Raw genomic sequence first — 15323 nt, forward strand, 5'->3', positions numbered from 1 at the left:
CACCATAGCAAAGGCTGGGTAAAAAGACAGCGGGAAACTGTTAGCAAATATGATCTATTACAGCAGTAAAACCGGGATTGGATAGTAAAAACTATTCAATCCCGGTTTGCGGATGAAGTTATTCTTTTACTACATCAATAAAATACTGACTTTCACCTGCCACTGTTTCCCGAACTAAACCATGCACGTCGGTTTCAAAGCCTGGGAACTGGCCATTAAAGGCGCGGGTAAACTTTAGATAGTTAACGATTGTGGCATTAAAACGCTCACCCGGCACCATTAGCGGAATGCCTGGTGGGTAAGGGGTTACCAGCATGGCAGTTACCCGGCCGGCGATGTCATCAATAGATACCCGCTCAATTTCACGGTGGGCCATTTTAGCCCAGGCATCGGCCGGGGTCATAGCGGTTTCAATGGTCGACAGATACATTTCAGTGGTGACTTTTGCCACATCAAACTGCCGGTAAATATTGTGAATTTGCTGACATAAGTCGCGCAAACCCACCTTCTCATACCGTGGGTGCTTGGCGACAAACTCTGGCATAACCCGCCACATTGGCAGGTTTTGATCATAATCGTCTTTAAACTGCTGTAACTCGGTGACCATAGAATTCCAGCGGCCTTTGGTAATGCCGATGGTAAACATAATAAAGAACGAATACAGCCCGGTTTTTTCAATAATGATACCGTGCTCAGCCAGGTACTTGCTGACAATAGTGGCCGGAATGCCCTGCTCGTCAAACTGACCCAGCATGTTCAGGCCCGGCGTAATAATGGTAGCTTTAATCGGATCCAGAATGTTAAAGCCCGACTCTATCGGCCCGAACCCATGCCAGCTGTCAGTGGCGTGCAGTACCCAGTTATCGCGCTCGCCAATGCCCTCTTCCGGCAAATGCTCAGGGCCCCAGACCTTAAACCACCAGTCGTCATCGCCAAACTCGGCATCGACTTTGCGCATTGCGCGACGAAAATCAATCGCTTCCAGCAAGCTTTCCTCTACCAGCGAGGTCCCCCCCGGGGCTTCCATCATCGCAGCTGCCACGTCGCAACTGGCGATAATGGCGTACTGCGGGCTGGTTGAACTGTGCATTAAATACGATTCGTTAAAGCGGTGGGTATCTAAATTACGGTTAGTGGCGTTTTGCACCAGAATTTGCGACGCCTGAGACAAGCCTGCCAGCAACTTATGGGTAGACTGAGTGGCAAATACCAGGGTTTCGTCTGAGCGTGGCCGATCTTTGCCGATGGCGTGCATATTCTTATAAAAATCATGGAAGCTGGCGTGAGGCAGCCAGGCCTCATCAAAGTGCAGGGTATCGATGGTTGAGCCTAACTGCTGCTTAATCTCTTCCACGTTATACAAAATACCGTCGTAGGTACTTTGGGTAATGGTTAAAATACGTGGTTTTTTATTCTTAGCATTGCGGGCAAACGGGTTGGCCTCAATTTTTTTGGCAATGGCCTCAGGGGAAAACTCCGCTTTTGGAATGGGGCCAATAATGCCGTAATGGTTACGCGTTGGCATTAAAAATACCGGAATAGCACCGGTCATAATAATCGAATGCAGAATCGACTTATGGCAGTTACGGTCTACCACCACAATGTCACCGGGTGCAACGACAGAGTGCCAGACCATTTTATTGGAGGTAGAGGTACCATTGGTTACAAAAAATAAATGGTCTGCATTAAAAATACGGGCAGCGTTCTGCTCGCTTTGCGCCACTGGCCCGGTGTGGTCCAGCAACTGGCCCAGCTCGTCTACCGAATTACAGACATCGGCCCGCAGCATGTTTTCACCAAAAAACTGATGAAACATCTGGCCAACCGGGCTTTTTAAAAAAGCCACCCCACCTGAATGGCCCGGGCAGTGCCAGGAGTATGAGCCGTCTGAGGCGTAATCCATTAAGGCATTAAAAAACGGTGGTGCCAACGCATCCAGGTATTTTTGCGCTTCACGGATAATATGCCGGGCCACAAACTCGGGCGTATCTTCAAACATATGGATAAAACCATGCAACTCGCGCAGTACATCGTTTGGAATATGGCGGCTGGTGCGGGTTTCACCGTACAAAAATATTGGTATATCGGCGTTACGCTTACGCACTTCTTTAACAAAGGCCCGAAGCTCGGTCAGTGCAGTATTAACATCGGCATCGCTGCCACTGCCAAACTCTTCATCGTCTATTGATAAAATAAAGCACGATGCACGACTGGCCTGTTGGGCAAAGGCTGTTAAATCAACATAACTGGTGTAGCCCACCACTTCAAAGCCATGGCTGCCGATAGCCTGGGCTAAATCACGAATACCTGAGCCGGAAATATTTTCTGAACGGAAATCTTCATCAATTACAATTACCGGAAAACGAAATTTCATCAGTCAGTCCTTGCTGTTAATCTTTTTTGGCCACTTTCTGGCGGGCTTTCATTAAACGCTCGCGCTTGTATTTTTGCAGCGCAGTTTCGGTGTTCTTTTTAGTTGGGGTAAAGGGGTTCTCCCCTTCACGGAACTCAACCCGCACCGGCGTGCCCATCATTTGCAGCGCTTTACGATAGTAATTCATTAAATAGCGTTTGTAGGAATCAGGTAAATCTTTTACCTGGTTACCATGAATAACAATAATCGGCGGGTTATATCCACCGGCATGAGCATACTTCAGTTTTACCCGCCGGCCGTGCACCATTGGGGGCTGGTGATCTTCCTGCGCCATTTTCATAATGCGGGTAAGCAGCGAGGTACTAACCCTTTTGGTGGCTGAGTCGAACGCTTCTTCTACCGACTCGAACAAATTACCCACACCCGAGCCATGCAGGGCCGAAATAAAATGTAAGCGGGCAAAATCGATAAAACCTAAACGGCGGTCCAGTTCACGCTTCACTTCATCTTTAATGCTGTCGTTCAGGCCATCCCATTTATTAACGGCAATAACTAACGAGCGACCTGCATTTAAGGCAAACCCCAGAATGCTTAAGTCCTGATCGGAAATGCCCTGGCGCGCGTCCAGCACCAGTAATACCACATTGGCTTCTTCAATAGCCTGCAAAGTTTTAATAACTGAGAACTTTTCCACCATGTCATCAATCTTGCCGCGACGCCGCACCCCTGCTGTATCAATTAAGGTGTAATTGCGCTCGTTACGCTGCATCGGAATAAATACCGAGTCACGGGTGGTGCCAGGCATATCGAAAACCACTACCCGCTCTTCCCCTAAAATACGGTTAGTCAGGGTAGATTTACCAACATTCGGCCGGCCAACAATCGCCAGCTTTATGTGCTCGCTGCGCAAGCGGGCCGCTTCTGCATCAGCCTGCTCTTCGGTCAGGGTTTCCAGCGCCGGGCCAGCTTCTGCCTCTGCTTCATTGGCATCGCCTTGTTTGATACTGTCAGCCAGAAATGGCAATAAGGCGTGGTTAAGTAATGATGACACGCCACGGCCATGAGCTGCAGCGATTGGATACACCTCGCCTACGCCCAGGCTGTAGAAATCGGCGATAGCCGTATCTGCGTCGAGGCCATCGGTTTTATTGGCAACCAGAAACACCGGTTTCTCAACCCGGCGGATATGATCAGCAATGGCGCTGTCGCCAACGGTTGCACCCGCCCGGGCATCAACCATAAACAGGACAACATCGGCTTCATCAATGGCTTTTAACGATTGTTCAGCCATTTCCACTTCAATACCCTGCTCATTGCCGTCAATACCCCCTGTATCAACCACAATAAACTCCAGGCCTTCGAAATTAACCGAGCCATACTTGCGATCCCGGGTTAAGCCAGGAAAGTCTGCAACCAGCGCATCCCGGGTGCGGGTTAAACGATTAAACAGTGTGGATTTGCCAACATTGGCGCGCCCCACCAGGGCTACTACAGGTAACATTCAGTCAACCTCAGAAATAAGAAAACAGGCCCAATCAGGCCTGTTCCTTCAGTTATATGCCTGGAGTACCGGTTAGGGTACTTGTAATAAGACTAGCTCACCATTGCGGCTTGTCACTAATATATAGTCTTCGTTGGCCACAGCCTGGCGATAAAAACCAGAGCTGTCCAAACTCTGCCGGGCAACAAATTCGCCGGTTTCCCGGTTAAGCCAGTGCAGGTTACCTTTGTTGTCACCTACCACCAGGTAATCTTTATAAACGGTAGGCCCGGTTAAAAAATGCCGCTGTAAACCTTGCTGACCCCAGATCTCACTGCCGTTACGACGGTCAACCGCATAAATGCCACCGGTCGAGTCAACCAGGTACAGTACATTGCCGGCGATAGCCATATTGCGAAAGCTGGCATAATCACGTTTCCAGATCTGGCGGCCACTGCGCAGTTCCATAGCAACCAACTCGCCATTATAGGCAATGGTATATAAGGTGCCGGCAACAACAATAGGTTTGGCATCAACATCAACCAGCCGGGATAAGTCGGTACTGCCTTGCGGCGTAGCAATCACTTCTTCCCAGGCCTGATAACCGCGCTCAGCAATCAGTACCCCAACCCGGCCAGTACCACTACCGTAAATGACACCACCTGCTTCAATTACCGGCTCGCTGACACCACGAATAGTCAATGCTGGCTGCTCATCTTCAAAAGTCCAGCGTTGCTCACCGCTCTGTGGGTCAAGCGCAATCACGGTACCAGCAGTGGTAACTACCACGACCAGACCATCGCCAGTTGCCGGACTTGCAATAACTTCACCTTTTACCGGTACCCGCCATAATAACTGACCATTTTCCGCATTGAGGGCAAACACGTCGCCATCTTCTGTTCCCAGGTACAACTTATTATCGTTAAACGTTACACCACCGGCTATCCGGGCGGTATCACCACTAAAACGGGCCAGGAGTGAAGATTTTCCCTCACTGCGTAAATCAAAACTCCAGATTGTCCGGCCATTGCTCAGGTTTTTAGCAACAACTATACCGTCACGGCTGGCAGCATACACTTTGTCACCGACGATAGCAGGAGTTAAACCTGACTCGTAATGGGCAACACCTTTACCAACCTTGCTTTGCCAGACTTTCTCAGGGTTAATGCTGTTTTGAACATCAGGCAGAACCAGTTTTTCTTTACTGGAACAGGCACTAAGGGTCAGAGCCACTAACAGGGCTACCGTAAACTTTGCAAATAATTTCACGCCTACCCCTTGTTAACCAGCTGTAATGTGAGCCAATTCATCCAGTTTTACCTGTAACAATGGCCGGCTTTGCTCACTGCTGGCCAACGCTTCCTGATACGCCGTTTTAGCCTTCGCTAACTCACCGGTTAACTGCAGAACATCGCCTTTTAATTCAGCCTGCTGGCCTGCAAAACTAGCCGGAACCGGCTTTTGCAATGTGGCCAGCGCGTCTGCGTAGTTACCCTGCTCACGTTGAACCCGCGCCAGACGTAACTGGGCAATAGCCTGCACCGGCGCTTCTTTCGCGTTATTCGTAACCCAGCTTAAGTGCTCTGCCGCAACTGCAAGCTGCTGGCTGTCAATTGCCTCACGTGCCGCCAGTAATGCTGCAAATACTGCATAGCTGGTATCACTCTGTGCATCGATAAACCCCTGCGCACTGGCTAACCAGTCGCTGCCTTCAGCTTGTTGTTCCAGCAACTGACTGTACTGAGCTGATACCTGCTCAGCCTGCTCGCGTTGCTCAGCCTGGAAATAACGCCAGCCGTACAGGCCGGCCAGGCCAATGGTTACACCTGCCAAAATTGCTTTTCCGTAGTTATTCCAAAAGCGTTTAATGGCTTCAACCTGTTGCTCTTCGCTGCTGTATATTTCCAATGTTACTACTCCGTAATATCCTGCTTATCTGGTAAGTACCCGCCGAATAAGGCCGGTTGGCCATTTCAATGCCAATACTGTTTACTTTATTAAAACTCAGTTTTACTAAAGCGCTGCAGCCAGTTGCTGCGCTAACGCCGCCAGTGTCAATGTTTGTTGAGGTTTTTCCTGTCGCAGCCACTTCAGGGTTATTTCGCCGCGCGCAAGTTCATCTGCTCCGAGAATTAACCCCAGTTCTGCACCTGATTTATCGGCCTTTTTCATTTGTTTTTTCAGGTTGCCACCGCCGCAGTGCAAGATAACACGTTTTGACGCTAACTCGCTACGCAGCTGTTCGGCAATAGCAATAGCAGCAAGTTCCGCCGCTTCCCCCATTGGCATCAGATAAATATCTGCCGTTGCCTGTGGCAGCGTTACCAGTTGCAGGGTTTGCAACAATAACACCAGCCGCTCCATGCCAAGGGCAAAACCCACTGCCGGTGTTGCCTTACCGCCAAGTTGCTCTACCAAACCATCATAACGACCACCGGCGCATACCGTTCCCTGCGCGCCCAGCTCAGTGGTAACCCATTCAAATACCGTTTTATTGTAGTAATCAAGGCCTCGCACCAGCGTCGGGTTAACGGTGTAAGCAATACCTGCTGCATCAAGCCGGCGTTTTAACTGGCTAAAATGCTCAGCTGAATCAGCATCCAGATAATCCGTTAATTGTGGCGCACCGGCTAACACTTCTGCCAGTGCCGGGTTTTTACTATCCAGCACCCGTAAAGGGTTGCTGTGCATACGGCGCAGGCTGTCTTCATCCAGCTGTGATTTATGCTGTTCCAGATAAGCAATTAACGCGTCCCGATAAATTGCTCTTGCTTCATTTGAACCCAGTGAGTTTAGTTGCAAACTTACATAAGGCGCCAACCCCAGTTGCTGCCACAAGCTCGCGGTAAGCATAATAACTTCAGCATCAATATCACTGCTGGCAATGCCAAATACTTCTAAGCCAAACTGATGAAACTGTCGATAACGGCCCTTTTGCGGCCGCTCGTGCCGAAACATTGGCCCCATATACCACAGCCGCTGCTCCTGATTGTACAGCAAACCATGTTCATTGCCGGCCCTGACGCAGCAGGCCGTACCCTCCGGCCTCAGTGTCAGACTGTCACCATTACGATCGGCAAAGGTATACATTTCTTTTTCAACAATATCGGTAACTTCACCGATTGAGCGTTTAAACAGCTCAGTCATTTCAACGATAGGAAAGCGAATTTCGCTGTAGCCATAGCGGGCCACCGTACTGCGCAACACCTGCTCAAGATGCTGCCACAGTGGCGTATCCTGAGGCAGGCAATCGTTCATGCCACGTATTGCCTGTATATTTTTTGCCAAAATTAAACTCTCACTACCATGCTAAAAACCGGCCGATTATAAAAGGTGTCTTTAAAAACACCAAACCGCCGCCGTACTAATCCAGTTGTTTTATACCAATAAGTTGTTCACGTGCCACCAGATACTGACGTACCTGCTGCTCTAACTGTTCGGCAATGTTGTTATTGTCCAGTCGTAGTTTCTGGCGCTGACCATTTAGATAAAAGCCGCTTTTGCGGTTAGCACCCGCAACACCTAAATCGGAAATCAGTGCTTCACCCGGACCATTCACCACACAACCAATAACTGACACTGTTAATGGCTCGACAATATCTTCCAGCCGCTGCTCCAGCTCGTTCATCGTTTTTATGACATCGAACTCCTGCCGCGAGCAGCTGGGACAAGCAATAAAGTTTATACCGCGTTGACGAATACGCAGGGATTTTAAAATATCAAAGGCGACTTTGACTTCTTCTACCGGATCGGCTGCCAGTGAAATTCGCAAGGTATCACCAATGCCTTCTGCCAGCAGCATTCCTAAACCGATAGCCGATTTAACTGCACCAGCCCGAGCTCCCCCTGCTTCTGTAATACCCAGATGCAGTGGTTGCTTAATTTGTTTGGCCAGCAGCCGGTAGGCGCCTACGGCCAGAAACACATCTGAGGCTTTAACACTGACTTTAAACTGATCAAAGTTCAGCCGGTCCAGAATATCAACATGCCGCATTGCCGACTCTACCAGCGCCTCCGGAGTCGGCTCAGTATACTTTTCCTGAATATCAGCTTCCAGTGAGCCACCATTTACCCCAATTCTGATCGGAATATTATGATCGCGGGCACTTTCTACCACCGCCCGGATCCGATCCTCACGGCCAATGTTGCCCGGGTTTATCCGCAAACAATCGGCACCATATTCTGCGACTTTTAAGGCAATTCGGTAATCAAAATGGATATCTGCAACCAACGGGATCGTCGCCTGCTGTTTTATCAGCTTAAAGGCTTCTGCTGCTTCCATGGTAGGCACTGATACCCGCACCAGATCAGCGCCGGCATCTGCTATCGCTTTTATTTGTGCCAGGGTAGCAGCAACATCGGTTGTCAGGGTATTAGTCATGGATTGCACAGCAATAGGCGCGTCACCACCTATGGCAACACTACCTACGTGAATTTGGGTACTCGGCCGCCGGGTAATTGGATTATCAGCAAACATGATTAGTCGGGTTCCGCAAGGGTAAATTTCGCCACTCTGCCTTCAGGCAGTGATGACATATCAAAAGGTTGGTTATTAAGTGTTATGCGCACAACACTGGGATTACCCAGGGTTACTACAAACGGGGCCTTACCAGTTACCGTCATCTGATATCCCGCATCCTTTGTACCATAAGCAATACGGTTACCTTCGGCGTCCAGCACATCTATCCAGCAGTTATCCTGAAAATTCATGATAATGACGTCCTGCACGTCTGAATCAACTGGCTCTGCAACCGGCTGGCTTTTCAGCTCAGGCATTGTTTCAGCAATAACGTTCTCTGGCTCGCTGACAATTGCCGGCGCACCGTCCGCTTTAACCGGGTCGGCCATGCTGCCTGGCATTGTGCTGCTGTCAGCCCCATTTACATTTACTACATTATTCGTGAGCGAATTGTTATCCAAATCTTCAGCTACTAAAGCCTGATCAGTGGCATCAGCTGCAGGTTGTTTTTGCAGCAAACTGTCGGCGCTGGGGCTGGCGGTTTGCCACCACCATAACACCAGCATCAGTACTAATATAAAAGTGATGGCATAGGTTAGCCACATAAAACGATTTTCGGTTGCCTGATGCCCTGTCCGGTTTGAAAAAGTCCGCATCGGCTTCGCCGGGCCGGCGACACAACCATTTTGTCGCTCAAACGCTTGCAGAACCTGTTGTTCAGGTAATTTAACCAACCTGGCATACGCCCGCAGGTAACCACGGATAAAGGTGACCAGCATTGAACTGTCAAGCTCATCAGTTTCAATTTGCTGTACCAGATTAACCCGTAAATTCAGTTGCAATGCCACATCAGCAACGGTGAGTTTGCGTTGCTCTCTGGCCTGCTGTAATAACTGTCCGGCAGTCAATTCGGCTGAAGTTGAGTTGGTCGTTGTGCTCATGGTTCAATGCGGGCCGGGTCAATAACCAGAACCTGCTGACCAACCTGCAACTTACTTTGCTCAGTTAAGTCGTTCCAGGCCATAAAACGCTCCAACCTGATATTGTAACGATATGAAATACCAAACATCGTTTCCCCGGCAGCAACCTGATGATAAGGCTCGGTGGCCTCCAGTGGTTCATTAAACTCAGTCAGTCTGGCGACAGTTTGCTGTTGCTGCAACTGCTCATCGCCTACTTCTGCCAGCCAAATCCGCTGACCGGTTTTAATTACTGATTCAGGTGTCAGCTGGTTCCACTCCATAAGTCTGGCCAGCCTGATATTATGTGCCACAGAGATGGCATACAGTGATTCACCTTCCTGCACAATATGAAATTCAGCCGGCGGCTCGGTTGCTGCACTGACAGCTGATGGCTGTGCACTTTCTGTTTCCGCTTGCGCAATACTATCTGTAACATCGTCTGACACAGTGTTGTCAACGTTAGCCGGCGAGTCGACCGTTGCTTCTGCACTGGCTATAGCCGATTCAGCTAAAACCGTTTCTACCGGCAGACTTAGCGGTGGGGTGGCAGCTAATACCAGCTGACTGTCGTTGTTCTGCTCAGACCGTTGCCCACTGGTTTGTGCTGATTCAGTGTCTGCGGTCTGTTCAAAAGTCGTTTGCGGCGGTTCAGTGTCTGCAGCCTGTTGTCTGGTTGCTGGCTGTGACGCCATATCTGCAACTGGCTCTTCAGCAGCCACTGGCTCAGCGGCTTGCTGCTCTGCCAGTTGGCTGGCGGCGAGTTGATCAGCAACTTGTTTTTCTGCGGCTAGTTTTTCTGCTGCCAGTTTTTCTGCTGCCAGTTTTTCTGTTGCCTGCTGCTCAGCTAACTGCCGGGCTGTGAGCTGTCTGGCCGTTTCTGCCTCGGCCAGGGCCTGTTGCTCTGCAGCTTGTTGTTGCGCCAGTTTGCTGGCATTAGTCGCTGCTTGCTCATCCGCAATTTGCTGTGCTGTCTGTGCGGTTGCAACAGCATCGTCTGCTGCGGGTAATGGACTGGTTACCAGGACTCCGGCAATAGCCTGACTGGCAACTGAGCTAGCAGCGGTTGTTGTACGCGCGGTCTCTGTAGCTGTTTTTACCGGCTGCTCAACAGGGTCGTCTTCAAGCGTTGACTGACCGGGGCTCTTGCGTCTGACGACTTTTAATCTGGGATTAGCAACCGGGCCGGTTGGCACCACGTCGGTTAACGTGCCTTCAGGCAGCACAATATTGGCCATCAGGCTTAATTTGTATTGCTCTCGTAACTGTTCAAATTCACTTTCCAGCAAGCGCTGTTGCAACAGCAATCTGGCTTCCGGGGTATCAATGTATAATGTTAGCAATAGCTGTTCAGCATGTTTCATCGTGCTGACATCGCCCTGTTTTTCTGCAACCAGATAGTTCAGCAGAGTGCTTCGGGCGGAAACCCGGCCCAGGCGCTGGATCCGTTGTAGTGCGGTTTTCGCCTCAACGTTGTCGCCCATTGCATAGTTAAGTGCGGCCAGATTAATCAGCGAACTGATGCGGGTACCGTTATGTGATACTGAAGATTCGAGAAAAGTTTTTGCTTTGCTAAACCCTTGTTGGTCCAACTGACACAATGCAAGGTTTTCATAACTTTCTGCCACGCGGATGTAACCCGGCCTGGAGATTGCTTTTAATAACAGCTGTTCAGCTTCGTTATATTTACCTATCTGACACAAGAAGGCGCCGTAGTTGTTATACGCATCGGCATTATTACTGTCTTTATCAAGCGCCTGCTGATATGCCGCTTCAGCCTGGGCATGCTCGCCAACACTCTGATAATAAAATGCCAGCGCGTTATAAACCTCGGGTAAATCGGGGGCAAAAGCCTTTGCCCGCTCTAAATTATATTTAGCCTGAGTGGTATCGCCACGTCGTAAATAATTTAAACCCAGAGAAATTCGGGTGCGGGCGGCCTCGCTGTTATCAAGACTGCGTTCACCAACCTGACGGTCAGAGCCAACATAACTGCTTTCTGATACGCATGCCGTCAGGGTTAACGACACACACAGTGCAAGCCCTAGCGAAAATTTCTGCATTACCACTGGTCATCCCTTGGGTTACGGCAGCGTTTTAACCAGAATAGGCTGGCCTTTCTGCTGCTTCTTTATCAGTCTCTTGGTTCGATCAATCACATCGCCTACCAACTGGCCGCAGGCGGCATCGATATCATCGCCCCGGGTTTTCCGTACCATAACAGTAAAACCATGCTGTTGTAACACCTTGTTAAAACGATCAATCCGCGAATTGCTGGACCGTTTATAAGGCGAACCCGGATACGGATTAAAGGGGATCAGATTAATCTTTGCCGGCGTATCTTGCAATGCCTGCGCTAATTCATGTGCCTGCTCCATGCTGTCATTGATGCCATCGAGCATAACATACTCAACTGTGACCTTGTCATTGGCCTTTGAGTTCTCAACATAACGACGAGATGCAGCTAAAAACTGCTCCATCGGGTATTTTTTGTTTACAGGTACCAGTTCATCCCGCAAAGCATTGTTTGGCGCATGTAACGAGATGGCCAAAGCGACATCAATCCGCTCGCGTAAAAGATCGAGCGCCGGCACCACACCTGAGGTACTCAGGGTTACCCGGCGTTTCGATAAGCCAAAACCGTAATCCTCTAACATCAGCTCCATTGCCGGTACTACGTTATTGAGGTTTAACAGCGGCTCACCCATCCCCATCATCACCACATTAGTTACGGGTTTTTCACCGGTATCACCATAGCTGCCAATAATCTGTGCTACCCGCCATACCTGACCAATAATTTCACTGACACTGAGATTGCGGTTAAAGCCCTGCTGAGCAGTCGAGCAGAAGGTACAGTCCAGCGCGCAACCAACCTGCGATGATACACACAAAGTGCGGCGGTCTTTCTCCGGGATCCAGACCGTTTCCACTTCCTGACCACCAGCCAGGCCCATCACAAATTTAATGGTGCCATCACTGCTGTCCTGCCTTGTTACCACTTCAGGTGCAGCAATTACCGCCAGCGTTTTTAACTTATCTCGTAATGTTTTATTGATATTGGTCATTTTGTCGAAGTCATCGACACAGAAATGGTAAATCCACTTCATTACCTGATCGGCCCGGAATGGTTTTTCACCCAGGGAGACAAAAAACTCCTGCATTTGAGCACGGGTAAAATCTAACAAATTTACCTGGTTTACCGGCTTGTTCATACCCTGATGACTCCTGCTGACACCTATCAATAACACACTTTTACTATTTAAATCTGTCTCTTCATAAGGCAGAAAAGGGGCTAACGCCCCTTTTATAAAGCCTTAACCGAAATTAACGGGTACGGCTGCAAAGCTCAGCTTCAGTAAAGAAAAATGCAATTTCACGGGCTGCAGATGCTGCTGCATCAGAGCCGTGTACTGCGTTTTCATCAATGCTGTCGGCATAATCTGCACGCAAAGTACCAGCTAAGGCATCTTTCGGGTTAGTCGCACCCATAATTTCGCGGTTTTTACGCACTGCGTCTTCACCCTCTAATACCTGAACCATTACCGGGCCAGACGTCATAAAGCTAACCAGCGCTTTGAAGAACGGACGCTCTTTGTGCTCGCCGTAGAAACCTTCAGCTTGTTCCTGGCTTAAGTGTAGCATTTTAGACGCTACAATCTTAAGGCCAGCAGATTCGAAGCGGTGGTAAATAGCGCCGATCAGGTTCTTTGCTACTGCATCGGGTTTAATGATTGAAAAAGTACGTTCTAAGGCCATGTCAGGCTCCTGTCATTAAAGGGTTAAAATTTTAAGGCGGCAAATTATACGCTAATTGCCGGAAAAAACCTACAGTGGCAGTTATTCCAGACTAGTGACCTTCGCTAACCATATTGACGGTATATTTGGGGATCTCGACCACCAAATCTTCGTCGGCTATCCGGGCCTGACAACCTAAACGGGATTCCGGCTCCAGCCCCCAGGCTTTATCCAGCATGTCGTCTTCCAGCTCGTCACTTTCATTCAATGAGAAAAAGCCTTCGCGAACGATGACATGACAGGTAGTGCAGGCACAGGATTTTTCACAGGCATGCTCAATCGCAATACCATTTTTTAATGCCACATCCAGCACGGTCTCACCGGTATTGGCTTCCAGAGCAGCACCATCAGGGCACAATTCTGCGTGCGGTAAAAAAACTATCTTTGGCATGGCTAAACCTCGTCGACTTTATGGCCCTGCAAAGCCTGCCGGATTGATTTATCCATGCGCCTGGCAGCAAAGTCATCTGTTAAAGTATTGGTATGTTCAATGGCAGCCTTAATGGCTGCCGTATCTTCTTGCTGGCGCACTTGCGCTAAGGTTGTCAGTGCTGACTTTATTTCGGCAAGCTCATCTGGCTCCAGCAGCACGCCGTCCTGGGTCAGTGCTGCGCCAACCGCTTCCAGCACCCGATCCGCTTCCACCTGCTGCTCACGCAGTAAACGTTGTTGCATATCCTGGCGGGCATGCTGCATCGAGCCGCTGATCATTGCGGCCACCTGATCGTCAGTTAAACCATAGGATGGCTTAACCTGAATGCCGGCAGCAACACCAGTTGATTTTTCTTCCGCACTGACACTAAGCAGACCATCGGCGTCGACCTGAAATGTCACCTTGATATGAGCGCCGCCAGCGGGCATTGGCGGAATACCGCGCAGCTCAAAACGGGCCAGCGAGCGACAGTCTTCAACCAGCTCGCGCTCGCCCTGCAGCACATGAATAGCCATGGCGGTCTGACCGTCTTTAAAAGTAGTAAACTCCTGAGCACGGGCCACCGGAATAACCGTATTCCTCGGAATGACTTTTTCAGTCAGACCGCCCATGGTTTCCAGGCCCAGCGACAATGGAATCACATCAAGCAGCAGGGTTTCATGCTCGGCTTTATTGCCCACCAATACATTGGCCTGAATAGCGGCCCCGAGTGCCACCACTTTATCGGGATCAATTGATGTTAACGGCTCTGTCGCAAAAAACTCACCAACTAACTGGCGCACCAGCGGCACCCGGGTAGAGCCGCCAACCATCACTACTTTTGCCACCTCATCCGGTGTTAAATCGGCGTCGCGAAGCACCTGCCGGCAACTGCGGATGGTTTTTTTCACCAGGGCTGAGCACAATTTGTCAAACTCGGCACGGGTAAGGCTACCGCTATGTGCTTGTTCATCCGCAGTGAAACCATAATCTGCACTTTCGTTGTCTGTTAGTTGTTCTTTAAGCTTGCGGGCTACAGTAAGATACTGCCGCCGGCCAGTATGGCTTAGCTTCTGCTGCCCTGTTTGCTGCTGCAACCAGCCAACAATAAGCTGATCGAAATCATCACCACCCAGTGCTGAGTCACCGCCGGTGGCTAATACTTCAAACACGCCGCGTTTTAACCGTAAAATTGAGATATCAAAAGTACCGCCGCCTAAGTCGTAAACGGCAATCACCCCTTCCTGACCAGAATCCAGGCCATAAGCCAGTGCCGCCGCGGTGGGTTCATTTAATAACCGCAGAACATTTAGTCCGGCCAGCTTAGCTGCGTCTTTAGTAGCCTGACGCTGAGCATCATCAAAATAGGCCGGCACGGTAATCACCACACCGTTTAGCTCACCGCCTAATACCTGACTGGCGGTGTCGGCCAGCGTAGCAAGTATTTCAGCAGAAACCTCAACCGGATTTTTCACGCCCTCACGGGTTGCCACAGCAGCCAGACCGCCTTGATCAACCAGCTGATATGGCAATAACTCAGCTAACGGCTGAGTTTCAGCATAGCCTTTACCCATCAGGCGCTTAATTGAAAATATGGTATTGCTGGCGTCTGCCGCTGCAGCAGTGACAGCAGCTTGTCCAACGTCGGTTCTTTCCGGACCGTAACGCACTACTGACGGGATCATATCAACGCCGGCAGCATTAGAGAGTGTACCGGCCTGGCCACTGCGCACGGCCGCAACCAGTGAGTTAGTAGTACCTAAATCGATACCGGCTGCCAGTTTATGATGATGGGGCGCAGCACTCTGGCCCGGCTCTGCAATCTGTAATAACGCCATAGCTTA

At 49.9% G+C, this 15323-nt stretch carries 12 protein-coding genes; all 12 read right to left on the reverse strand.

Annotated elements, in window-relative coordinates; translation table 11 throughout:
• Positions 1–118: 118 nt before the first annotated feature.
• A complete protein-coding gene (locus KQY15_RS13000) occupies positions 119–2374 on the reverse strand; it encodes an arginine/lysine/ornithine decarboxylase (RefSeq protein ID WP_217669841.1) in 2256 nt (751 codons plus the stop codon).
• A 16-nt stretch (positions 2375–2390) separates the two neighbouring features.
• Positions 2391–3875, reverse strand: coding sequence for a ribosome biogenesis GTPase Der (der, locus tag KQY15_RS13005; RefSeq protein WP_217669843.1), 1485 nt, complete (start codon positions 3873–3875; stop codon positions 2391–2393).
• A gap of 72 nt (positions 3876–3947) precedes the next feature.
• Entirely contained in the window at positions 3948–5123 is a 1176-nt protein-coding gene (gene bamB, locus KQY15_RS13010; RefSeq protein ID WP_217669845.1) for an outer membrane protein assembly factor BamB, read from the reverse strand.
• Positions 5124–5135: 12 nt separating this feature from the next.
• Positions 5136–5762 (reverse strand): YfgM family protein, encoded by a 627-nt coding sequence (locus tag KQY15_RS13015; protein ID WP_217669847.1) that lies wholly within the window; start codon positions 5760–5762, stop codon positions 5136–5138.
• A gap of 105 nt (positions 5763–5867) precedes the next feature.
• Positions 5868–7142 carry a histidine--tRNA ligase gene (gene hisS, locus KQY15_RS13020; protein ID WP_217669849.1) on the reverse strand — a complete coding sequence of 425 codons (1275 nt, stop codon included), beginning with the start codon at positions 7140–7142 and terminating at the stop codon, positions 5868–5870.
• A 76-nt stretch (positions 7143–7218) separates the two neighbouring features.
• Entirely contained in the window at positions 7219–8331 is a 1113-nt protein-coding gene (gene ispG, locus KQY15_RS13025; RefSeq protein WP_217669851.1) for a flavodoxin-dependent (E)-4-hydroxy-3-methylbut-2-enyl-diphosphate synthase, read from the reverse strand.
• Positions 8332–8333: 2 nt separating this feature from the next.
• Entirely contained in the window at positions 8334–9254 is a 921-nt protein-coding gene (locus tag KQY15_RS13030) for a RodZ domain-containing protein (protein ID WP_217669853.1), read from the reverse strand.
• Positions 9251–11335: a type IV pilus biogenesis/stability protein PilW gene (pilW, locus tag KQY15_RS13035; protein WP_254795703.1), complete on the reverse strand. Its 2085-nt coding sequence runs from the start codon at positions 11333–11335 to the stop codon at positions 9251–9253. Before pilW ends, KQY15_RS13030 begins: the two co-directional genes overlap by 4 nt.
• Before the next feature lie 21 nt (positions 11336–11356).
• Complete coding sequence (rlmN, locus tag KQY15_RS13040) at positions 11357–12484, reverse strand: dual-specificity RNA methyltransferase RlmN (protein WP_217669857.1); 1128 nt, start codon at positions 12482–12484, stop codon at positions 11357–11359.
• 112 nt (positions 12485–12596) lie between these two features.
• Positions 12597–13028: a nucleoside-diphosphate kinase gene (gene ndk / locus KQY15_RS13045; RefSeq protein ID WP_213996416.1), complete on the reverse strand. Its 432-nt coding sequence runs from the start codon at positions 13026–13028 to the stop codon at positions 12597–12599.
• 91 nt (positions 13029–13119) lie between these two features.
• Positions 13120–13458: an ISC system 2Fe-2S type ferredoxin gene (gene fdx / locus KQY15_RS13050; protein ID WP_217669859.1), complete on the reverse strand. Its 339-nt coding sequence runs from the start codon at positions 13456–13458 to the stop codon at positions 13120–13122.
• Between the two features lie 2 nt (positions 13459–13460).
• A complete protein-coding gene (gene hscA, locus KQY15_RS13055) occupies positions 13461–15317 on the reverse strand; it encodes a Fe-S protein assembly chaperone HscA (RefSeq protein WP_217669861.1) in 1857 nt (618 codons plus the stop codon).
• Between the last annotated feature and the right edge of the window lie 6 nt (positions 15318–15323).

Origin of the sequence: Arsukibacterium indicum, from assembly GCF_019100565.1 — a bacterium.
Lineage (GTDB): Bacteria > Pseudomonadota > Gammaproteobacteria > Enterobacterales > Alteromonadaceae > Alishewanella > Alishewanella indicum.